This window comes from Paenibacillus sp. tmac-D7, assembly GCF_006519665.1.
GTDB classification, from domain to species: Bacteria; Bacillota; Bacilli; order Paenibacillales; family NBRC-103111; genus Paenibacillus_G; species Paenibacillus_G validus.
This window is the reverse complement of record NZ_VIDW01000020.1, coordinates 24,071-47,204: the sequence shown is the minus strand read 5'-3', so window position 1 is coordinate 47,204 and position 23,134 is coordinate 24,071. Positions and strand designations below refer to the sequence as shown.

Below are 23,134 nucleotides of genomic sequence, written 5' to 3'. Positions count from 1 at the left end.
GCCCCCTTAAATATTTAAATGATGTTCATCGTGGATGTTTCATTTTGATATTTTCCAAAATGAACAATAATATTGAAAGCGATTTCATTGAAGACACATGTCAAGAGATTTGATATCAAGCCGTAGTTCTACATTATAGAACTCTGTTCCGACAATACCGCGGCAGTTCAGTTTTGCCCCGCCCCCTGCTTCGTCATTCCATTTGTTCTATATTATAGAACATAGTTCTGAATATTAGAAAGTCGAATGGGAGTGTGCCAAATTTTAATCATGTAAACGTTCTACATTATAGAACCACGTTCACGAATTTTGTCGATTACTTTTTTGATAGTACTATATGTTTAAAATGCTGTCAATTAAATATTTAATAGATTTTGATTTCCGGCTTCCGGCGCGGTACGCACGGTCTCACTCATGCAATCCTGGTTTGCAATACAAAAAAAACATGGCATAATACAGCTATATCCTAAGACGAGGTGTATGAGATGAATCGAGAACAAGGGCTTGCCTTGATTGAGCAAACACGTATTATCGCCATTATCCGGGGTGTTGAGGAAACGCATATGGACCGTTTGGCTGACGCCCTGTACGACGGCGGCATTAAGGCCATGGAAGTGACTTTGAATACGCCTGGCGCACTGGACATCATCCCCCGACTGCAGGATCGTGTAGGAGAGCGCATGTATATCGGTGCAGGAACGGTCATCGATCTGGACGACGCCAAGAAGGCGATTGCCGCCGGAGCTGCGTATCTGGTTACGCCGAATACGGACGAGGACGTCATCAGGTATGGCGTGGAGCAAGGCGTGCCGGTATTTCCGGGGGCCATGACACCGTCGGAGATCGTGAAAGCATGGAAAGCGGGAGCGACGGCCGTTAAAATATTCCCCGGCGCGAGCCTTGGGATCGGCTATTTGAAAGAGCTCCAGGGACCGCTGAGCCACATCCCGATGGTAGCTGTCGGGGGAGTCAACGAGGAAAATATCAGGCAGTTCCTCGATGCCGGATGTTACGGCTTTGGGATTGGCGGCTCGCTCGTCAACCTGAAGGAAATTCACAGCGGCAATTACAGCTGGGTCACCGACAAAGCGAAGCGGTTAATCGAACGAATGGGATAATAAAGGCTCCCTCAGCTAACAGGCGGAGGGAGTTTTTCAATCACGGAGATACCGGTCATCCGGCATCTCCGTCATCATGCGATTATCGGTTGTACAGTGGGATATTACTTGACATGGTTCAGCATGGCCAGAATGAGGGTGACCGCTTCCGCGCGGGTTGCGCTCTCATTCGGTGCAAAGAGGTTAGGGGTTCTTCCGCTGATCATCCCAAGCTGGAACGCCGCAGCCACGTGCGATTGCGCCCATTGCGGAATTTGATCGGCATCCTCAAAGGTCAGCTGCGTATTCGGATCTAACGGAAGTCCCAACGCCCGGACGATCATGACCGCCAGCTCGGCACGGCTGATCGAGCGGTCCGCCCGGAAGGTTCCGTCTTCATAGCCGCTGATCACATTCGCGCCCGCCACTTGCGCCAAGCTCGGTCTGACCCATTCCGGGATGCTGTCGAGATCGGCAAAGGGCAGTTCCGGATCTTTCGCAGCTTCTTCCCATTTGAGCGCCCGATTGATCATGACCGTAAACTCGGCGCGGCTCACTTGACCGTCCGGACGGAAGGAGCCGTCCTCATAGCCGTTCACGATGCCGAGACCGACGGCCCGTTCAATCAAAGCTTTCGCCCAATGGTTCTCCAGATCGTTCAGGCTTGCCTGCCCGGGCTTCGAGGCCGAAGCATCGCCGTCTTTCGGGGCATTGCCATTCTGTGCCCGGACGTACGGCTTAATGCTGTTCGCATCAAACAAGATTTCTACATGGTAATCGCCGTTATATTGATTCGGGATGGCCATTTGGATTTGCGCGTTGACCTTCGTTTTTGCGTCCTTGATTTCCAATTGGACCGTTCTTGTATTTTCTTGCTCATTCGTCCCGATAACCTCCGCGTCCACCAGAGCATCGTCCTTCTCGATCTTGAACCCGGGCATTTCTTTGCTGCGTTTCAAGGTGAAGGCAGCATAGCTTTTCCCGTCTTTCACCGTCAACTTGGCCGGATGCAGCACATACTCGTCAACTACCGATTTCTGGTCCTTCCCGTGCACGTTCATGACGAAATCCAACGCGTATTCGCCGTTTGTCAGCGCCTCTGCCAGCGGTTTAGCCTCCAGTTGAGTTGCACCTGCGCCGGCGGCAGCAGCCTTCAGGCTCGATTTGTCGAAGGTGATGTAAACCTCATAATGATGATCATAATTAAATTCAGGCCAATCAATGCTAACCCATGCTTTGGTCTTGGCCGTCAGGTCGGCTACCTTGAATTGAACGACCCTCGTGTTTGCTTTTTCATCCGTGCTCACTACGGTCGAGTCAGACAGGCTGCCGTCTTGCTCGACTTTGAAATCGGTAATCTGCTTGCTTTGCTTTAACGTAAAGGCGGCGTACATCACACCGTTCGTCACGGTTAACGTTCCGGGCGTGACAACGTAATCCTGCATGACCGACGTTTGCTCGGGTTTTTCGAACTTCACTATTCTATAATTGATGCTGTAAGTACCGTCTGCGAGCCCGTGAATGTTCGACGTAGCCGGCGGATTTGAGACTCCGCCGCCACCCGGACCTGTCCCCGGGTTTGTTCCAGTTCCCGGATTCGTGGCGACAGGCGTCACTTGGCTGAAGGCGATTTGGAACGAGCGCGTTTCCGTTCCTTCTCCCTGCTGGACTTCAAGGTTGACGATATAGGCGGCAGTCAAATCCTCGAGCTCGAATTGAACCTCCTGGGAGCCATTTACGGCTGCCAACACCTTCACCGCGCCCGGTTGTTTAGCCACCGTTTTCGGCAAAATATCTTCGGTTCCGCCACTCGCGAGCACCTTCTGTAATTTCCTGATCTGTACGCCGGATTTCGTCTTGAACGACACCACTTTCTTGCCGTTCTGCACCTTCAACTTGCCGGAATCCTCAAGGTACGTATTCGCCGGCGTTCCCGATTGATCGCCGGAGGTTACGACAATGTTAAACGTATAGTCTGCGCCTTCAACAGGCTGAGTCAGCACGCTGCCCGCATCGAATTTCAAGCGAATGCTGTGCATCATGTTATAAGGCGCGCCGTTATACGTTGTGCTGATTTGAACTGCCGCTTTCAATTGGGCCGTTAAATCGGCTATTTCGAACTGTACGACCCTTGTGTCATTCGCCGCATTGGTGCTTACAATGGTCGTATCGGTCAATACACCGTTTTGCTCCACTTGAAATTGCGGGATGACAGAGCTTTCTTTTACGGTGAAAGACACTTTCTTTTTCCCCTGCTGCACCGTTAATTTGCCCGGCTTGAGGAAGTAATTTTCCATGCTGGATAACTGTTCCTTGGTGGCATGCAGCGCCGAGAATGGAATCATGTATTCGCCGTCGGCCAAATCGTTCGGATTTGCCGGTAAAGGATTGCTTGCATGAACGGCTGCCTGGAACTTCGCCAATGCCTGCTGCAGAGCCGCCGCCGTGTTATCCACCTGCTCTTGGCTCAACGCCGGATTTTCCGCCGACTTCTTAGCCGCTTGGATGGCGGTCAGCAGTTCGCTCTTGGAGCCGGCCGGATACTGGCCTTTGTAGCTTCCCTCCACGGCTGCATGATATTTCGCTTGAGCGTCGGCAATTAAAGCATTCAGCGCCGTTTTGCTGCCGATATTAAACTTCAGGCGGATGGTATGGTCCATCTCGTACGGAGTGCCGTTCGGCATCGTAGTCGAGATGTGCACCTGAGCGTTAAGCAACGCGGTCAAGTCGGTGACTTCGAATTCAACCGTTCTAGTATTTGCCGCCGGGTCCGTGCTTACAACCTGCGTTTCAACGAAAGTTCCGTTCTTCTCTACTTTCAGGCTCGTAACGGTCGTGCTGTCTTTCACGGTAAAAGACACTTTCTTCTTATCTTGCTGTACAATCAATTTGCCCGGTTTAAGCAAATAGTTATCCATGGAAGAAGGCTGATCTTTCGTCGCGTGCAGCGCCGTAAACTGAAGAGGGTATTCGGAGGAAACGGCGCCGAATCCCAGTTCAATTTCATACTCGTGGTCGTAAATGCCTATTGGCGCAGGAAGCACCCAATACACCTTAACCCAGCCGTTCAGTCTTGCCGACAAATCGTCCACTTCGAATTGGACGACTCTTGTGTTGGTTGCCGCATCGCTGCTTAACGTGGTCGTTTCAACCAAAGCCCCGTTCTTCTCCGTCTTGAACGAGAGCGTCTCGGCACTTTGCTTCAGGGTGAACGAAACATACTTTTTCCCGTTCTGCACCTGCAGCTTCCCGCTGTTTCGATCGACATAATCATACATGACCGAAGGTTCATTCGTGCCCTTCTTGTAAATCGTAAACCCGAGCGTATACTCCCCGTCCTGCAGCGAGCCGGATCCCGGATTGCTTACAATGACCGATGCTTCAAACGCCGCCAGCGCTGCTTGCAGGGAGGCGGCCTCCTGATCCAGCTTATCCTGAGATTGCTCCTCGGTGCTGTTGGCTAAGCTCTTGGCTTTATTAATCGCCGTCTTCAGCGTATTTTTCGAACCATACGGATACTGCCCGTCCAAAGTCCCTTCAACAGCCGAATCATGCACATTCTGAGCGACGGTTACTAATGCCTTTAGCGGTTCTTTATCGCCGGCGGGCAATACGCTTACCGTAGTCGAGGCATCGTTCAGCTCCAGCTTGTTTCCTTGTCCGTTTGTAATGGAGATATCGCTCACTGAAACAGAGGCGGCCTGCGTAAGTGTTTTAGGCTTAAACAGAAACACAGCGAAATTTCTCGCGCCCTGATTAAAAGCGAGACCGGCCTTGCCTTCTTTAAGGCTGGTGTAAACTTTAATCTTGCCCGGTGACAGCTCCGTCAGCACAGGCTCATTGAAGGTATTGTACGGAGCCAAGACCTGTGTTAATTCCAATTGACCGGGATCAAAAGTTACCGTTGCTTCATGCTCGTATACTTGCTGATAGACGGTGTCTGTCACACCGCTGATGTTAATCGTCGCTCTAAAGGAATTCCCCAAGTAGACGGTTTGAGCAACGGTGTTGGTGTTTAATTTCGCTTCAGGACCTGCTTCTGCTCCGGCTACCGGAATTTGCAGGGCAGCCAGCAGCACGAACAGCATGAGCAGAATTGAAATATTTTTCTTGAGTAGCCTGTTCAAAGTCATTACTCTCCTTGTTCACAATGAAGTATGGGAATGTCTCACGTCATGCTTTGCAATTCCAGATAAAATTCAGATAATGATTATCATTCTCAATAAAAAACTAAAAAAAAGCAAACCCTTGTTTATCTTCCAGCTAAAACGCCGCTAAATAAGCCATATCGTTCCGGCTTCCCTCCGATAAACAAAAATTTACCAACTGTGTCCCGCCTACGAGATGATCTTATATTAGCCGCTTTCATTTTGTCAATCACTTTATGGCCATCTATTTCCTGTATAAACTTTAAAAATTACAGGCAAATTCAGCACGGTCGGGTCTGATAATTGCCAGAATAAGTTTTTAATTGGATAAAAATTTCTAAATAATAGTTGACAATGATAATCATTTTCAACTATCTTTTTATTATACTGTGTATTCCCCCTACATCGTCAGACAGGAGGCCTTTCATGAAATATAAATGGGTTGCCTTTATGGCACTTTCTCTCTCGGTAATTATAGGCTGCGGGCAAACCGCAACCCCCGATTCCGCCCGGCCTGTAACGGGGGCAAACGCGGCCTCCGAAACCGCTCCCAAATCTGCTGCCGTATCCGTCCAGGATTTTGCAGGCCGTACGGTAAGCTTTCAGGCTGTCCCCCAACAAATTGTCGCGCTAAGCAGCGGAGAGATGGATATTGTATACGCGCTTGGCGGCCAGCTGGTCGGCAGACCGACCACTTCGGCGCCTCTTGCAGTAAAGGAAGCCGAGAAGGTCCAACAAATCGGGACGACGCACGGCATCGATTTGGAAAAAATCGCATTAGTCAGCCCTGATCTTGTCCTTGGCAATCATCCGATGAACACGAAGGATATTCCGAGTATTGAAAGTATCGGAGCGAAGATGGTGCTCACTTCGGCCAATTCGGTCGAGGACATCAAAAAACAAATAGCGCTGATCGGCCAATTGCTGCAAAAGGACGATAAAGCCCGGGAGCTGATTGGGAGCATCGATAAGAAGCTGACAGAGCTCCAGCATAATCGCGCTGCCGAAAAACCGAGAGTTCTCCTCGTGTATGGAGCTCCGGGGACGTATATGGCCGCCTTGAACAATTCGTTGAGCGGCGACATGCTCGTCATGGCGGGAGGAGAAAACATTGCCGCCGACTACCCGAAGCTGGAGAACTATCCGCAATACGCCCAATTAAACACGGAAAAAATCATACAGTCCGATCCGCAGCTCATCCTGCTGATGAGCCACGGAAACCCGGAGACCGTGAAGGAAGGATTCGTGAAAGAAATGCAGCAGAACGCGGCTTGGACCAGCTTGGACGCCGTGAAGCAAAACCGCATCGAAGTGCTGCCGTCCGATCTGTTCGGCACAAATCCCGGCACGAGAGTCATTGAAGCGCTCGATTTGCTGCAAAAGCTGCTTCAATCCGCGAAGTGACGGTCATGAAGGCAGATCGGCGCAACATGCGAAGAAAAGGGCTCGTCATACTGGCCCCTCTTCTGCTGCTTCTGGCTACTTTTTATGGCCTGTCCTACGGATCAGTCCCGATATCGCTCCAGGAAATTTGGGCGGTCTTCACAACCGACAGCCAACCTTTGCACGAAAAAATCATCTATAACCTAAGATTCCCCAGGGTTCTGATCGGATTGTTGGTCGGCGCCTGTCTAGCCGCTTCCGGCGCTCTGCTTCAAGGCGTGATGAAAAACCCGTTGGCCGATCCGGGCGTTATCGGAGTGTCAGCCGGCGGGGGTCTCGCGGCCATTATTTCGATGATCGTTTTTCCGCAATACAGCTATCTGCTACCGGCGGTGGCATTTCTCGGTTCTCTGGCAACATCCATCGTCATCTACCTGCTGGCTTGGGATAAGGGGGCGTCCCCGCTTAAAATCGTTTTGGCGGGAGTCGCCATCAATGCTCTGCTAGGCGCCGGAACCAACGGATTCATGGTCGTCTTCAGCGATCGCGTGCAGGCCGTCTTGCCTTGGCTTGCCGGCGGGCTCAGCGGAAAAAGCTGGCACCATCTTTCCTTCATGGCCCCTTACGCTATTGCTGGCCTTGCCGCATGCATATTTGCGATAAAACCGTCCAATCTCATGCTATTAGGAGATGATTCGGCTCAATTGCTGGGCCAACGGGTTGAGGCGCAGCGGCTTTTTATTATTTTATTGTCGTCCTTATTGGCCGGTACGGCCGTCAGCGTCGGGGGGTTAATCGGCTTTGTCGGATTAGTCGTTCCGCACGCGATCCGTATTCTTGTCGGGGACGACTACCGTTACTTGCTTCCGCTTTCCGTCATCGGGGGAGCGAGTCTTGTCGTGCTTGCCGATACGATCGCCCGCTCGTGGTTTGATCCGATCGAGCTTCCCGTCGGCATTCTGCTGGCCGCCTTAGGCGCACCGTTCTTTCTATACTTGCTGAAGAAACGGAGAATCGCATGATGACAGCTATCCAAACCGAGCATCTTCACTATCAATCCGGCGCTTTTCAACTGCGTGACATTACGGTTTCGTTTCCGCGAGAGCAAATGACGGCGATCGTCGGTCCGAACGGATCGGGCAAATCCACGCTGCTGAAAGTGATTACCCGGCTGCTTCATGCCGATCAAGGAGAACTGTATGTAGACAACAGGAAGGCTGCGGAATTCACAACGATCCAATATGCCAGAACGTTGTCCATGCTGACTCAATCCAGGCATTCGCTGCCCGATTTGACCGTCCGGGAGCTGGTCTCCTACGGCCGCTCCCCGTACAAGCGGATCTTCGACCGGATGACATCCAACGATGAACATATTGTAGATTGGGCGATGGAGGTTACCGGCACCCGGAGATACGAGCAGCGGATGTTCCATACTTTATCGGGAGGTGAACAGCAAAAAGCGCGCATTGCCATGGCTTTAGCGCAAAAAACGAACATCGTTCTGCTAGATGAACCCACCACGTTTCTCGATATTGCGCATCAGTTGGATGTCATGGAAATGCTGCGGAAGATTCATCAGGAGCATAAGCTCACCATCGTCATGGTGCTGCACGATCTTCAGCAGGCGGTCCATTACTGCCATTATTTGATCGCCATGAAGAATGGCCGGATCCAGACAACAGGTAAGCCTAAGGACGTACTCAGTCCGGAATTTTTGAAGGATGTTTATCAAATCGAAGCAAAGGTCAAATTCGAAGATGAATATCCGATTATTATCCCCATTCGAAAACAATAAAAAGGAGCGGTACACATGGTCATCGTGACGAACAAATCGCAAATCACCAAAGGAAACGCGCATAAGTTAATCGAACGGTTCGATAAGGTAGGCAAAGTGGAATACATGGATGGCTTTCTGGGTCTGGAGGTGCTGCTGACCGAGAATACGCCCGAATACGATGAGGTCACTGTAAGCACACGTTGGAATCAGAAGGAGGATTTTCAGGCCTGGACGCGAAGCGAAGCGTTCCGGGAAGCCCATTCCCATCGTGGAGGCATGCCGGAATATATTATTTCCAATCAGATCTCGTTCTACGACGTAAAGATCGTCAGAGAGCCTATCAAGGCAAGTTAATGATCCGTGAACCGGCCTCATGTCTCAAGTCACGAGACGAGAGGCCGGTTTAGTCCGTTGAATGAAGCATGGGCTTACGGGTACAAGTGGCAGGCGGCCTGATGCTCGTGCCCTAGCGGGAGCATGCCCGGCCTTTCGGTTCTGCACACGTCCATGACCTTCGGGCAGCGGGGGGCAAACACGCATCCTTTCGGCGGATTCGCCGGGGAAGGCACGTCTCCCTGCAAAATGATCCTTTCCCGCTTCCTTTGCGGATTCGCTGACGGAACCGCGGACAGCAAAGCCTGCGTGTACGGGTGGCGCGGATTTTTAAACAAATCGTCCGTTTTGCCGAGCTCGACCATGCGTCCCAAGTACATCACCCCTACCCGATCGCTGAGATGGCGAACGACCGAGAGATCGTGGGAAATAAATATATAGGTCAGATGAAGGGCTTTCTGCAAATCCTGCATCAGGTTCAAAACCTGGGACTGCACGGAAACGTCGAGCGCGGATACCGGCTCGTCGGCTACGATCAGCTCGGGCTTTAAACTGAGGGCGCGGGCAATGCAGATGCGCTGCCTTTGCCCACCGCTGAACTCATGGGGATAGCGGCTTGCATGGGAGGCGTTCAGCCCGACCAATTCCAGAATCTCCGCTACTTTCTGCTCCTTTTCCCTGGCATGGATCAAATGATGAACGAGAAGCGGCTCGCTGATCAGATCGCCTACCGTCATCCGCGGATTCAGCGAAGCGTACGGGTCCTGAAAGACCATTTGGATATCTCTTCGCAGCTTTCTCATACGTTCTCCGCTCAATCCCGTAATCTCGGTGTTGTTATAATAAATTTGGCCCTCCGTCGCCTCCAGCAGCTTGAGAATCAAACGCCCCGTTGTCGATTTTCCGCAGCCGGACTCCCCGACAATACCCAGCGTTTCCCCTTTGCGCACGGAGAAAGACACATCATCCACCGCTTTAACATACCCCGTCACTCTATTCAGCAGCCCGCCCCGAATTTCAAAGTACTTTTTCAGGTTCTTGACTTCCAACAACACAGTTTGACTCATTACAGGCACCTCCTCCGTCATACAGCCAGCAGCGGCAGCTGTGTCCATCCTTCATCTGTATCAATTCCGGATTATGCGTGAAGCATTGCTCCATCGCATGCTTGCACCTTGGCGCAAACCGGCACCCTTGAGGCATATTCGCAAGCGCAGGCACTTGACCTGGAATTGAATTCAGCCGTTCGAGCTTGCGATCCAGCTGCGGAATCGATTCGAGGAGGCCTATCGTATACGGATGCTTCGGCTCCTGGAATAAGCTGCCTACATCGGCTTCCTCCACCACCTGGCCGGCATACATCACGAGCACACGGTCGCACATTTCCGCGACAACCCCAAGATCATGCGTGATAAGCAAAATCGATGTCCCGGTTTGTTCCCTCATCTGTCGCATCAAATCAAGTATTTGCGCTTGTATCGTGACATCCAGCGCCGTCGTAGGCTCATCCGCAATTAACAGCTTGGGCTGGCAGGCAAGCGCCATCGCGATCATCACCCGCTGTCGCATCCCGCCCGATAATTGGTACGGATAGGACTTCGCAATCGCTTCAGGTCGAGGAATGCCCACCTTCCCTAATATTTCCACCGTTAACGCCCGCGCCTCCCGTTTGCTTACGTCACGATGCAGCAGAATCACTTCGTCGATCTGCTTGCCGATCGTAAAGATCGGGTTTAACGATGTCATCGGCTCTTGAAAGATGATGGAGATCTCGTTCCCTCGCAGATCCCTCATCTGACGATCGGTCAGCTCTAAAATTTCGGAATCTTCGAAACGGATATTCCCTTCAATCCTGCAAGCCGGTTGACCGGGCAGCAAACGCATAATCGACATGGAGGTCACCGATTTCCCGCACCCGGACTCGCCCACCAGTCCGACGGTTTCGCCTTCCTTCACGGAAAACGAAACACCCGAGACCGCCGTAACCTGTGCATCCCGGGAACGAAACCGGATTTGTAAATTGTCCACTTCCAGCAGCTTTTTAGCCATCCTGACCGCCTCCTTATTCCGTAATCTTTCGGTCCAGCGCATCCCGCACCGAATCGCCGAGCACATTGAACGCCAGACAGGTGACGAGAATAGCCAGCCCCGGGAAGATCGCGACGTGAGGTGCCGATGTCATACTCCCGCGTCCGGAGCTGAGCATCGCGCCCCATTCGGGGGTCGGCGGCTGCGCCCCCATACCGAGAAAGGACAACGAGGCCGCAATCAGAATCGCCGAGCCGATACGCATGGTCAAGTAAACCAGGACGACGGACAGCGTACCCGGAAAAATATGCTTCCATATAATCGCGCTGTCTTTAACACCAATCGCCCGCGCCGCTTCGATATACGTCATGCTTTTGAGAGACAGCGTATTGCCCCGAACAATGCGGATAAAGATCGGAACGGTGAAAATAGCTACGGCCACGACGACATTGGCAAGTCCCGGTCCCAAAATCGCAATAATGGCGATGGCCAGCAGAATCCCCGGAAAAGCAAACAGCACGTCGCAAACGCGCATAACCATGGAGTCGTATCTGCCTCCGTAATACCCGGCGGTAAGACCAAAAAATGTTCCTATTGAAGCACCGATGAGAACCGACAGCAATCCCACCGATAAGGAAATGCGCGTTCCGGATACGATCCGGCTGAATATATCCCGGCCGAATTCGTCGGTACCGGCCCAATGCTTCAAGGATGGCGCTTCCAAAACTGCGTTGTAGTCGGGAGCTGCGGGATCGTAGCTGACGAGCTGAGGCCCGATCAGCGAGATGACGAACAACAGGAGTACAATCAGAAGAGCGGCCACCCCGATCTTCTGTCTTTGGAAATTGCGGACAAACCGGCGAAAGGGGGACTCCGCAGGGGCTGCCTTTTGCGTTAACGTGTCGGTTATACCGGTAGATGCAGCAGTCTTCGACATAGTCTCTCCCTCCTATCGAACGAGTCGAATTTGCGGGTTCAAAGTGGCATAAAGAATATCGACGAACAAATTAATGAGCATAAACTCCAAGGCAAAAAGCAGCAGCTCCGCCTGGATGACGGGGTAATCGCGGAAATTGACGGCATCGATCAACAGCCGCCCCATCCCCGGCCAGGAGAACACCGCTTCGACGACCACGGAACCGCCAAGCAAAAAACCGAACTGAAGTCCGGTCATCGTGACAACCGGTATCAGTCCATTGCGCAGCGCGTGCGACCAGACGACCACAGCTTCTCTCGCCCCTTTGGCCCTCGCCGTCCTGACGTAATCCTCCCTCAAGCTTTCAAGCAGACTTGTGCGGGTGAATCGTGCAATGACGGCTGCGACCCCGGAGCCCAGCGTGATGGCCGGCAAAATCACATGCTGAAACGATCCGCTTCCTCCTGAAGGCAGCCAGCCGAGCTGAACGGCGAAAAGCTCGACAAGCAAAATCCCCAGCCAAAACGAAGGCATCGAGATTCCCGTGATCGCCGCTATCATCGCTAACCGATCCTGCCATTTGCCCCTGTGTGTGGCCGCGATGACCCCAAACAACAATCCTGCGCATATCGCCCACACCATGCTGTACATGGTCAGCGCGAGCGTTGCCGAGAAACGTTCGACAATCATGGTGTGGACGGGCTCTTGCGTCCGGAAGGAAACGCCGAAGTTTCCTTGTAAAGCGTTGATAAAGAAGTTAGCGAATTGTACGTAAAGCGGCTGATCCAGACCGAGCTTCGCGCGGGTGTTCTCCACATCCTGCACCGATGCGTCCGGACCCGCAACAATGCGGGCCGGATCACCGGGAATGAGATGAATGAAGAAAAAGATGACGATCGAGACGATCAGCAGGATCGGAAGCATCGCAGCCAAACGTCTGCATATATAGATAAGCATGACCACTCCTCCTCATTCGGCATCTGCACTATTTGAATTCAACACGCTTCAAATCAAGCGAGCCGTCAGGAAGGACAAAGGCATTATTCAAGTTGCTTCTTTTACCTGAAATAATGTCGGTCACGTAGAGGAAACCCCATGGAGCTTCTTCTACAACTAACTTTTGCACATTCGCGTACGCTTCAAGACGTTCTTTGTCGGTCGTTAAGCGCAGCCCGTTTTCGATTAATTTTTCCGCCTCTTCGTTCACATAAAATCCCGTATTGTAGCCGGCCGGCGGGAACTGGGCCTTGGTCAGCAGCGGACGGATACCCCAATCGGCTTCGCCTGTGGACGGAGACCAGCTGCCCATGTACGTCTGCATTTTGCTCTCTTCCGGCTTCACGTACAACTGGTTGAGCAAGGTGCCCTTCTCCATCTGCTGAATGTTGACTTTTACCCCGACTTCTTTCCATTGCTGTTGAATAAATTCCGCGGCTTTCACCGTTTCGCTGGCATTCACAACCCATAAGGTTGTCTCAAATCCGTTAGGAAAACCGGCTTCGCTCAGAAGACTCTTTGCTTTCTCGCGATTGTAATCGTACATTTGCTGTTTCTGGAAGCCCCATACATTCGGCGCGATGATGGATTCCGCCGGTGTCCCAAACCCTTTGTACACCACTTTGATCAGCGTATTTTTATCAATCGCATAGTTCAAGGCTTGACGCACCTTTTTATTGTCGAACGGTTTCTTCGTCATATTAAACACGACATAGAACTCAAGTATGGAAGGCGCTTTGTTCACGACAATATTGTTGTCGTTCTTCACGCTGTCCACTTGGTCGGCAGACAACGGATAAACGAATTGAACTTCGCCGGTTTTCAGCATGGACGTACGGGACGAAGCTTCGGTTACCGGCTTGAACACAATTTTATCCACTTTCGCGGTGTTCGCTTTATCCCAGTATCCGTCGAATTTCTTGATCGTCACATGATCGGCGTCCTTCCATTCGACGAATTGGTAAGGGCCTGTGCCTACGGGCTTGCGCTGCACTTCCTTGTTATTCTCCTTAATCGATTTCGGAGAAATCATCATCGAGGCGGGATGGGCGAACGTTTGGGTAATAGCCGCGAACGGCTGATTCAGAACGAATTTGACCGTGTAAGGATCGATCACTTCCACTTTCTCCACGACCTGGAACAGCGAGGCGCGTTTCAGCTTGTTATCCGGATTTTTAATCCGGTCCAGGTTGGCTTTGACCGCTTCCGCGTTGAACTCTTCCCCGTCGTGAAACTTAACGCCTTTTCTTAATTTAAAGGTTGCCGATTTGGCATCGCTGCCCAGTTCCGGTAAAGACTCTGCGAGGACCGGCACAACCTTCATATCTTTATCGAAGCCGAGAAGTCCTTCGTACATGGATTTCATAATCGAGTGCGACAAGGTATCCTGAGCGTCATGCGGATCCATGGTCGTCGGATTGGCCGCCTGAGCGACAACAAGCTCGGTAGGCTTACTGGCGGCTGCTTTGCTGTCGGCGCCCGCATCCTTCTGCGTCTGAGCCGGCTTCGAACAGCCTGCCCCCACAAGGCTAACGACCAGCATGCAAGTTAAAACAACGATCCAGCCCTTTTTTGCTTGCATAAGTGTACACGCTCCTTTTTAATAATACCGCCTAATCTTTCGCTTGCAGCATTCCCTGAACGGCAGACCGTGCCGCTATACTTGCCTCGCCTTCCTGTAAGGCCGGAGGTAAAACAAAGGCGCCTTCCAGCCTTTGTCTTTATCCGGCTCGCACAGGCCGGTTACCGGCACGGCCTGAGACGGATCTGCCGTCATCCTCCGCTACCGCTGCGGCATCGGATACTTGCCGTCCCATACAATCTGCCTGTACAGAACCGGATCCGTATCCCCTTCCGTATTGATGAACAGCACGACCGAGTCCTGATCCAGCTTCAGCTTGCTTCGGATCCCGCTAAATTCCGGTTCCGACATCAGCAAGGATAATAAACCTATACCGACCGCTCCGCTTTCCCCGCTGATCACGCGTTGATCGCCCTCCAGCGGACTGGCCAACATCCGCATGCCGCGGGCGGCCACATAATCCGGGCAGCTGACATAGGCGTCCGCGAAGTCCCGCAGTATGCTCCACGCTATCGGATTCGGCTCTCCGCAGGCCAAGCCCGCCATGATCGTCTCCAAGCTGCCGTACACCTGGTGAGGCTCCCTGTCCCCGACCGACGCGGAGTGGAAGATGCAAGCGGCGTTGTCCGGCTCTACGATGAGGGTCACCGGATGTTTCCCTTCGTATAAATTAGCCCAGTAACCAAGCAGCGCCCCGGCCATTCCGCCTACGCCCGCTTGCAGAACGATATGAGTCGGTTCAGGCATTTCCATATGGCGGATCTGCTCCCCGACCTCCCCGAGTATCGTCGTATACCCCTGCATAATCCATTGGGGGATGCGAGTATACCCGTCCCAGGCGGTATCCTGAACGATTTCCCAACCGTATTCCGCAGCCTTCTCCTTGGCCAATTGCACCGTATCGTCGTAGTTGAATTCGGTCACAATGGCTTGAGCGCCCGTCTCCCGGATGGCTTCCACTCTTCTGGCGGCCGATCCCTTCGGCAAATAGACGACCGCCTGTTGCCCGAATTGCCGGGCCACCCAAGCTACGGCGCGTCCGTGGTTTCCGTCGGTAGCCGTCGTAAAGGTAAGATCCCCGAGCTTATGCCTGACTTCCGCCGATTTCAAATAGTCGAACGTCGTGTCTTCGATGAAAATCCCTAATTTCCCGCAAATGACGTTTCCGAGCGCATAGGTGACGCCTAAACCCTTGAAAGCGTTCAACCCGAGCCGGTAAGACTCGTCTTTCACCGCAATGCCGGCAACTCCCACAGCTTCGGCCAAGCGGTTTAAAGCGATTAGCGGGGTAACGGCGTAACCGCTCATTGATTTTTGGAAATTAAGCGCTTTCACACTTTCGTTAACGGAAAGCCAAAGTGGAAGCTCGTTCGCATCCGGATTTCTGGCATCGTTACAAATAAACTTTATCCCTGATGGCTTGACAAGTTCATGCCGCAATCGGTTCCGCCTCCCGCATCCTGTTATCCTGAATTTTCCCGCAAACTAAGAAAGATGCAGCGAATACACTTCGGGCCGGCGGTTTTTCAAGGAAGGAACCTGCTTGCGGATTTGCTGGACGTAATCGAGGTCGATTTCCGCTACCGTCACCATCTCCGCGTCGGCCGCCGTTGCAATAACCGTCCCCCACGGATCGACGATCATGGAGCGGCCGTAGCTTTGGTACGACGGCTTTTTACCGATTTGTCCGGGGGCGATGACATAGGCCTGGTTCTCAATAGCACGGGCGCGCAGCAAGGTCTCCCAATGATCGCGGCCGGTATACAGCGTAAATTCCGCAGGCAGCATCAGGATTTCCGCACCTTTCAACGACTGCAGACGGAAAAGCTCCGGGAACCGGATATCGTAGCAGATCGCAAGGCCGATCTTGGCGAAGTCCGTATCGCAGACCACGACCTCTCTGCCGAAATCTTTGGTTTGCGATTCCAGATAGGAAGGTCCGCTCTCAATCTCGACGTCGAACAAATGGATTTTGCGGTATTTTCCTACCAATTCCCCCTGCGGATTGAACAGTACCGTCGCATTATAGAATTTGACTTCGCCCCTTACCTTTTCCAACATGCTTCCGCCATGGAGCCAGATGTTCAGTTCCTTGGACAGCCTGCTCAAAAACTGTACCGTCTCGCCGTCCGGAATATATTCCGCGTTGGCTTCTTCCTGCTCTTCCGTTCCGACAAAATTGAAATATTCCGGCAGGGCGACATATTGCGCTCCCTGTCCCGCCGCTTCGCGAATGAGCCGTTCGGCCTTCTGAAGGTTGGATGCCTTATCGTGCTGGCTGTCCATTTGTACCGTCGCAACTTTAATTTTTCTCATGGTAAGCTTCCTTTCCGAAATGAAGTAATAAGTGCCGTTGTTTAATTTGAGAACGCATACATTTTGTAGTTGTATTGATGCGGGGGACCGACGGCGATCCATAATCTGCCTTCGCCCGGTTCGGCAATGACCGATGCGACGGTCATGTTATCCGTACCGTCATCTTCCGGCATCGCGCTCAGCGTATGCGGGTAGGTTTGACGATCGCGCAAAATATCCTGCATGACGTCTGCGTTGAGCTCCCCTTTTCTGCCGACCAGCAGCTCTTTCATCCGGGATTGGCGAATGCGCGAGTTGACCAGCTGGTGTCCGCTCAATCGCTCTTCCTTCTGCAAATCGCTCCCAATAAAATGGTTGGAATGAACCAGAATTCCATCGTCCGGCAACAGTAACGCATCCGTAGTCGGAATCGTCTCCAGGTCCGCCGCATGACCGAATCGATCCATCATGATCAGATTTCTCGACGACGCCCGATGCAGGCTGCGCACGGCTTGGATCGCTTCCTCGACCGTCGAGGTGCAGGTCAGCGCATAGCGTGACAGCATGTAACGCGGAAATCCGAAGCGCCATCCGTCGCAAGTGAGGAAGTTGGCAAATACCCCGAGGCCCAAGTTGTTAATCCCGATATACGAAACTTGACCGGCCGGTGCAAACATTAAGCAAGCGGGCTGGTCATCCGGCACAAATTCGACCACCACGCCAATTTCGGAATAAAAATGCGGAAGGTCTGCATTTTGCCCGATCAAGGGGATGCCGTTGGATGTAGCCTGAGATGAGACGGCGAAGGTCGTGCATTCATTGTTGGGTTGAAAATTGCGGTAGATCTCGGCCCGCAGCTGCAGCAAATAGGCTTCAGCCAGCATAATATTCGCGCCTTCGGCAATCCCCTGTATCTCTTCATCAAAATACGGCGCATAACGCTGCACATAAGTCCGATAATGCATAACCGCTTCCATTAAGGCTTCCTGGGTCGGAACTTCAACCCACGTTTTTAACCTTTCCTGTGCCAATTCGAGGTGGCGTTCGATCAGACCGGCACATGCCTCGCCGTATTGCTGACCGATCTGCCGGTGGCTGCCCCGAAAGCGATAGTAGGGAAAAGTCCTGGACGATCTGGCCCCGGATGATTCCTGGTCAGGCGAAACCATACGTTGTTCCTCCTTCAATTTTTCGTCAGCGCGAATGGTGGGTCAAAATGTTTGAAAAAAAACGTTTTACGGGAGACAGCAGTTTAAACCCTTCATGACGAACTCCGGGGACTTCATCGTATTGAACCGATAATCCTTCCCGCTCGTAATTGTCCCGCAAAGCTCTGATGCGTTCCAGACGGGTTAAGCCGGCGGCATCGATCCCATCCATCCAGAGCGGCTCATCCTTGTTATTAATTTCCCAGGTTTCGACATCTTCGCTGCCAATAATTAATTGAACCGGTACGTTCCGCATATCTTCAAGCTGTACGGGAACGCCATAGTACTGCTCGAAATTGCCGGTACCTACATGCCAAGGTCTGGATGTATCCAAGTAGGTGATGTACCCGGGAGCGCCGATAGACACACCCAGCAAACGGTTTGCATGAAGATAAAAGAATCGATGGGCGAACTGGCCGCCTCCGGAAAAGCCGTGAAGCAGGAAGCGGTCGGCGTTGATCCCGTATTTACCCGCTACTTCATCGACCATAGACAGCAAAGCAAGATCAAAACGGATGCCCGCAAAATGCACGTACTTGTAGGAATCCAGCTCCCCCGGCTCGGTAATTCCGGCGGGAAACAAGGGAGCGAGAATGATCGTATTTGTTTCTTCCGCAAAATCTGCGAATAAATCTCTGTAATGTTGAGCGGTTCGACCCGTACCGTGAACGATTACGGCTAGACGGTATGCGGCATGATGGGGTTGGCCGTAATTTGCAGGAATGTAGGTGCAGTAAGAGAATCTCTTGTCATACTGGCAGGCATGCATCGTCGACGCGCCGTAGTCATAGTGCGAAAGCTTTCTCGGAGAGTGGTTCAAGCTATCTACCTCCTGAAGTCCCGTGTCGGGAATTCGTGATGAGATTAACGAATGACTGCGGCTTCAGCCGGATACCAGCTTTCTTGAAGGAACTGGACAATGCGGTCCACGGAACGGTTGACGAGCGCCTCGCCCTTCTCTTTCGTTCCTATGGTAGCGTTTCCAATAGTGCCCGAATTCGTAAAGGCCGAGAATGGAGGGTATGTAATGACGTCGGGAAATAAGTCGTTAAACTTTGGAGGTTCGTTTACCCACTGGCTCACATCGACCAGATCGGGATATAAATGCATCATAACCGACGTTCCCGCTTCGCTGGCGTGAGCGTGTGCCAGCTCGCCGGATTCGATAATGCCGTCGCAGTGCGCCTTAATAAATCTCCAATAGTCGATTTGTGCACAGCGGATGCCGGGCGTTCGCTGAAATTCAAATGCGATTTGATTAATAATAGGCACATTGCCCAAATGCGTGTTGACAAACAAGAAATCTTTAAAGCCCCATTTCTCAAGGCTGCGCAATGTATCCCATAAATATTGCTTGAAGCTTTCCGAGCTGATCGTTATCGTGCCCGGAAAGTCTTCCAGTTCGGAAGACTCCCCTGCTTCCAGCACTGGTCCGATCATCGCATTTACCCGCTCGGCAACGAGACCGGCAATTTTGTTCGCGACTAACGTATCCGTTCCAAGCGGTAAATGCGGTCCGTATACTTCAAACGCCCCTGAAGGAATGATGACCAGATCGGTCGTTTTTTTCCGCTCGACAAACGTTTTCCAGCTCATCTCTTTCATATAATTGACCTGTTTCATTAGGTTCCTCCTCATGAAATGAACGTAATTTTCCCGTTTTGCAAATGCGCCTCAAGCTCGGCAACAGCAAGCTCGCTGTCTTTGGCTTTAATCGCTTCGACAATCCGGATATGCTCTTCGATCAAACGCGTGATCGATTCCGGATAGGCCCTGCGCCAACGGTTAACGTCAAAATACAGTCTTTCGCGAATGCTGCCCATCATTTGCATAAACAAACTGTTATTTCCGATTTCCAGCAAATATTGATGGAAATCCACGTCTTGCCGAATAAACGAGGCCACGTCTTTCTCTTCATTGCTCCGTTTCTGTTGTTCGATAATTTGCTCGAGATGCGAGATTTCATCTGAAGTGATCGAATGTATCGTTTTGCGCAGCGAATAGATCTCGATGGCACTTCGCATATCAAACAGATCGTTGGTTTCTTTCACGGACATCTCTTGGATAACAATCCCCTGATTCGAAATGATCTTAACCAAGCCTTCGTGCTGAAGCTTGTGCAGCGCCTCGCGAATCGGCGTTCGGCTCATTTGCAGTTCTTCGACCAGTTGATTTTCAGAGGTGGAGTTGCTGTCCAGGAAATCTCCCCTCATAATTTTTTCTTTAATTTTTATATAGGCAGTATCCTTAAGCAAAACTCGTTTTTTCATAATCAACCACACCCTCGATTACATACGACTTGTATACAATGGCAGTATAAGCCGTTATGATGCATGAGTCAAGACCTCCTTTGTCGAATGGTTCTGATCTTGTTACATGGTGTGCTTTTTTGTGCAGCATGGTTTGCGATTTTCATATACAAGTTGTATACAACCACATTATATTCGCTCCATGTTCCGTTCGTCAATCCCTTATTTCACGGAAGCGTTCTCCCCCACCAGCAGCTTATTCGACAGCAGCCCCCTATGTTTACGCGCTCTCCACCCGTAGTAGATAAAGGCGACTGCAAACATGACCAGCAGCACGGCCCAGAGCGGGATATCCGATCCGAACATCGGCAGCGACAGCTTCATCACACTGTAACGGATAACGCAAAACAAAAACACGAGCCCCAGCAGTAAGGCGATCCCGGGTACAAAAGGAAACGACACTTTGTAAGGACGGTCCAAATGCGGATGCTTCCTGCGCAAAATAAACAGCGAAATCATACATAAGCAATACATCAAAACAGCGCCGAATACAGATAAAATAATTAAGGCATCGGAATAGGTAGCCGAGGCTGCGCAGACGATTCCAATCACCCCGGGGATGATTAAGGCCCATACCGGCACGCCGTTACCATTTAATCGGGTCATGAAGGCCGGAAAATAACCCGCTCTCGCCAGCGCATAGGTTTGCCGGGAATACCCTATGATGATGCCGTTTAAGCTGGCAACCAAGCCTAACAGGCCAATGATAGCAACTACTTTGACAACGAGCGCGCCTTCCCCGTAAACCCCGGAGAGCGCTTGGGGCAGCGGATGATCGGCCGGGTTTCCAATCCCCCCGCCTAATCCTGCGGTTACGATCAGCGTAAGAATCGTTGCGACCGCTAACGTTAATATACTCGATATTAATCCCTTCGGAATGTTTTTTTGCGGATTTTGCATTTCCTCCGATGCCATGGCTCCCCCTTCAACGGCAAGAAAAAACCATATGGCAAAGGGAATCGCCGCCATAATGCCGGTTCCTCCGCCGATAAAAGAGCTTTCGTTAAAAAGGTTCGCCGTTTCCACATGCGGAATGCCGGCCGCGTAGAACACGGCGAGTCCTATCAGAGCGGCAATGGTCGCTACAAGCTCGATCACGGCTACACCTTTAATGTCTTGCAAATTAATAACAATGAAAAGAATAAAGATGCCTATCGTGGCGTACATCGGATTGACGGCCGGAATAAGAAAATGAAGATACGCACCTGTCGATACGGCAATCGCCGGCGGCGCAAAGACGAAATCCAGCAAACAGGCAATGCCGGTTATATAGCCGCCTAACGGGCCCATAGCTTGACGGGCATAGGCTGAAGGGCCTCCGGCATCCGGAATCGAGGTAGCCAATTCGGAATAGCTTAGCGTGAAACAAGTAAAGAACACGGTTACGAGGAGCGAGGCGATCACTAAGCCCATAATCCCTCCTTCCTTGAAGCCGTAGTTCCAACCGAAATATTGCCCGGCGATGACCATCCCAACCGTAATCGCCCACAAATGAATCGGCTTCAACGTTTTTGCCAATTGCTTACTGGATTGCAAGTTAGGTTCCCACTCCTTCTGCTGCAGGTTGTTCAAATAACAACCGTTATTTTCAAAAGCCTTGTCATGTCGTTCCCGCTTCTATCGGCAAGCCTCCTTCATGAATGAGTATGTTATGCTTGTATACGTGATTTAATACTAGTTGTATACAAGTAAATTATAGAGGATTGCTCCTCTTCCGTCAATATGAAATATGCTGTAGATAAGCATTCATGATTCAGGATATATAGTCCTCCAGCTCGCGTGAAGTAGGAATTTCCCTCATGATCCAGAGCGGAATCAAAGCTAACGGCAGCAGAATGATTCCGGCAATGGCAATCGCGCTGTTGTAGCCGTTGACTTCGATAATGCGCGGTGCAAAGTAGCTGACGACCCCCCACCCGAGCCAGCAGGAAGCCGAGTTGATCGAAGAGCCTGTACCCCGGGCCCTTGTAGGAAAGGCCTCCGTGAAAATTCTCGGGATGACTCCCCAGATCCCGGCGCCAAAGAAACTCCACAATAAGTAGGCCGGTAGAAAGGTGCTGTAGGTTTCGGCATAGAAAGTCATCCATACGGTGAGCGGGATGGATAAAATAATGAAGAGCGTGTTCACATACCGGATTCCGATAATTCCGCTGAGCCATCCGCAGCAAATAAAGCCCAATATGCTGATCAGGCTGCCAGCTCCAACGGCCCATGTCGCCTCGTACCAGCTCAGTTGATAGGCATGGCTCATCCAATAGGGAGCAAACCAGATCAACAAACCGTAAGCAATCACCACAAAATTCATATAGATCCATATAAAAATCGTATTTTTTAACAGCTCCCCCTTGGTCAACTGCAAATACGTGAATTTGATGGCTTCTTCCTTATTTATTTTGAAATCGGTCGGAATGATTTCATATTGCCTGGAGTCCGTTCCGAGCGTTTTGGTTGTTTGCCTGAACTTGAACAGATCCATGGATCTTCCCGGCTCCTTGATGTACATGCGAATAATGATGATCAGGAAGGCAGGGATAGCCGCAATGAAGAAGGCGCTGCGCCACCCAAGCGAAGGAACGATGTATAACGAAAGCAGGATGGACACTGCCGTGCCCGCAGGCCAGCCGGCCGCCATAAAGCCGACGATCCAACCGCGGTTTTTGGCGGATACGGACTCAATCAATATGGTCGCTCCCACGGCATACTCGGCGAATGCGCTTCCGGTAGCCAAAATTCGAAACAGGCTCAACGATTCGAAATTCCAGGATAAGCCGGTTAAGAACGTTCCTATCGTCATCAGCAATAAAATCCATTGAAAGACGATTTTTCTTCCTAAATAATCCATGAGCGGGCCGACAATTAGGTTGAACAAGATCGCAATGAGGAATCCCCCGGCTACAATGATGCCGAAATCCGACAAGGAAAAATCGAACTCATCCATAATCTCCGGCGCAACAAAGAAAAATAAAGAGGCGTCCATCGCGGAGATGCTCCATCCCAAGAATGCGATGACCGTCACAAAAGAACTGTAGGCACGAGAGTTATGTTTCATCTTGACCTCCAAT

Annotated in this window: 19 protein-coding genes; 5 read left to right on the top strand and 14 right to left on the bottom strand. The window is 51.5% G+C overall.

Going from position 1 to position 23,134, the window contains the following annotated elements; genetic code table 11:
- The first annotated feature begins 485 nt into the window (after positions 1–485).
- Complete coding sequence (locus FKP33_RS15065) at positions 486–1,118, top strand: bifunctional 4-hydroxy-2-oxoglutarate aldolase/2-dehydro-3-deoxy-phosphogluconate aldolase (RefSeq protein WP_127604804.1); 633 nt, start codon at positions 486–488, stop codon at positions 1,116–1,118.
- Positions 1,119–1,222: 104 nt separating this feature from the next.
- On the opposite strand, the gene FKP33_RS15060 is transcribed toward FKP33_RS15065, so the two are convergent.
- Positions 1,223–5,224 (bottom strand): NEAT domain-containing protein, encoded by a 4,002-nt coding sequence (locus FKP33_RS15060; protein WP_181410159.1) that lies wholly within the window; start codon positions 5,222–5,224, stop codon positions 1,223–1,225.
- Positions 5,225–5,671: 447 nt separating this feature from the next.
- Here FKP33_RS15060 and FKP33_RS15055 point away from each other — a divergent pair, with 447 nt between their 5' ends.
- The 4 genes from FKP33_RS15055 to isdG are packed head-to-tail and all read left to right on the top strand — an operon-like array spanning position 5,672 to position 8,759.
- Positions 5,672–6,649 carry an ABC transporter substrate-binding protein gene (locus FKP33_RS15055; protein ID WP_141335614.1) on the top strand — a complete coding sequence of 326 codons (978 nt, stop codon included), beginning with the start codon at positions 5,672–5,674 and terminating at the stop codon, positions 6,647–6,649.
- A gap of 5 nt (positions 6,650–6,654) precedes the next feature.
- Entirely contained in the window at positions 6,655–7,650 is a 996-nt protein-coding gene (locus FKP33_RS15050; RefSeq protein ID WP_141335613.1) for a FecCD family ABC transporter permease, read from the top strand.
- The gene (locus FKP33_RS15045) at positions 7,650–8,423 is read left to right on the top strand and encodes an ABC transporter ATP-binding protein (RefSeq protein WP_258313453.1); all 774 of its coding nucleotides are present in this window, start codon (positions 7,650–7,652) and stop codon (positions 8,421–8,423) included. The genes FKP33_RS15050 and FKP33_RS15045 overlap by 1 nt, the downstream gene beginning before the upstream one ends.
- A gap of 15 nt (positions 8,424–8,438) precedes the next feature.
- Positions 8,439–8,759, top strand: coding sequence for a heme oxygenase (gene isdG / locus FKP33_RS27720; RefSeq protein WP_054796403.1), 321 nt, complete (start codon positions 8,439–8,441; stop codon positions 8,757–8,759).
- Positions 8,760–8,833: 74 nt separating this feature from the next.
- On the opposite strand, the gene FKP33_RS15040 is transcribed toward isdG, so the two are convergent.
- The 13 genes from FKP33_RS15040 to FKP33_RS14980 all read right to left on the bottom strand — a co-directional run bounded on the left by FKP33_RS15040 (position 8,834) and on the right by FKP33_RS14980 (position 23,121).
- Positions 8,834–9,805: an ABC transporter ATP-binding protein gene (locus FKP33_RS15040; protein ID WP_141335612.1), complete on the bottom strand. Its 972-nt coding sequence runs from the start codon at positions 9,803–9,805 to the stop codon at positions 8,834–8,836.
- Positions 9,756–10,787 carry an ABC transporter ATP-binding protein gene (locus tag FKP33_RS15035; protein ID WP_127604814.1) on the bottom strand — a complete coding sequence of 344 codons (1,032 nt, stop codon included), beginning with the start codon at positions 10,785–10,787 and terminating at the stop codon, positions 9,756–9,758. The genes FKP33_RS15040 and FKP33_RS15035 overlap by 50 nt, the downstream gene beginning before the upstream one ends.
- A 13-nt stretch (positions 10,788–10,800) precedes the next feature.
- Entirely contained in the window at positions 10,801–11,703 is a 903-nt protein-coding gene (locus FKP33_RS15030; RefSeq protein WP_141335611.1) for an ABC transporter permease subunit, read from the bottom strand.
- Positions 11,704–11,715: 12 nt separating this feature from the next.
- Positions 11,716–12,639, bottom strand: a complete 924-nt coding sequence (gene nikB, locus FKP33_RS15025; protein WP_141335610.1) for a nickel ABC transporter permease — start codon at positions 12,637–12,639, stop codon at positions 11,716–11,718.
- Positions 12,640–12,667: 28 nt separating this feature from the next.
- Entirely contained in the window at positions 12,668–14,260 is a 1,593-nt protein-coding gene (locus FKP33_RS15020) for a glutathione ABC transporter substrate-binding protein (RefSeq protein ID WP_141335609.1), read from the bottom strand.
- A 201-nt stretch (positions 14,261–14,461) separates the two neighbouring features.
- Entirely contained in the window at positions 14,462–15,700 is a 1,239-nt protein-coding gene (gene dpaL, locus FKP33_RS15015) for a diaminopropionate ammonia-lyase (protein ID WP_219996652.1), read from the bottom strand.
- A 45-nt stretch (positions 15,701–15,745) separates the two neighbouring features.
- Complete coding sequence (locus tag FKP33_RS15010; protein ID WP_054796405.1) at positions 15,746–16,576, bottom strand: carbon-nitrogen hydrolase family protein; 831 nt, start codon at positions 16,574–16,576, stop codon at positions 15,746–15,748.
- Positions 16,577–16,617: 41 nt separating this feature from the next.
- Positions 16,618–17,724 (bottom strand): C45 family autoproteolytic acyltransferase/hydrolase, encoded by a 1,107-nt coding sequence (locus FKP33_RS15005; RefSeq protein ID WP_141335608.1) that lies wholly within the window; start codon positions 17,722–17,724, stop codon positions 16,618–16,620.
- 25 nt (positions 17,725–17,749) lie between these two features.
- Complete coding sequence (locus tag FKP33_RS15000; protein WP_155614600.1) at positions 17,750–18,583, bottom strand: alpha/beta hydrolase family protein; 834 nt, start codon at positions 18,581–18,583, stop codon at positions 17,750–17,752.
- 44 nt (positions 18,584–18,627) lie between these two features.
- Positions 18,628–19,386, bottom strand: a complete 759-nt coding sequence (locus FKP33_RS14995; RefSeq protein ID WP_196426893.1) for a creatininase family protein — start codon at positions 19,384–19,386, stop codon at positions 18,628–18,630.
- Between the two features lie 11 nt (positions 19,387–19,397).
- On the bottom strand, positions 19,398–20,033 hold the full coding sequence (locus tag FKP33_RS14990) for a GntR family transcriptional regulator (protein ID WP_127604824.1): 636 nt from the start codon (positions 20,031–20,033) through the stop codon (positions 19,398–19,400).
- Positions 20,034–20,234: 201 nt separating this feature from the next.
- Positions 20,235–21,608, bottom strand: coding sequence for an ethanolamine permease (gene eat / locus FKP33_RS14985; RefSeq protein WP_127604826.1), 1,374 nt, complete (start codon positions 21,606–21,608; stop codon positions 20,235–20,237).
- Between the two features lie 217 nt (positions 21,609–21,825).
- The gene (locus FKP33_RS14980) at positions 21,826–23,121 is read right to left on the bottom strand and encodes an MFS transporter (RefSeq protein ID WP_127604828.1); all 1,296 of its coding nucleotides are present in this window, start codon (positions 23,119–23,121) and stop codon (positions 21,826–21,828) included.
- Positions 23,122–23,134: the final 13 nt, after the last annotated feature.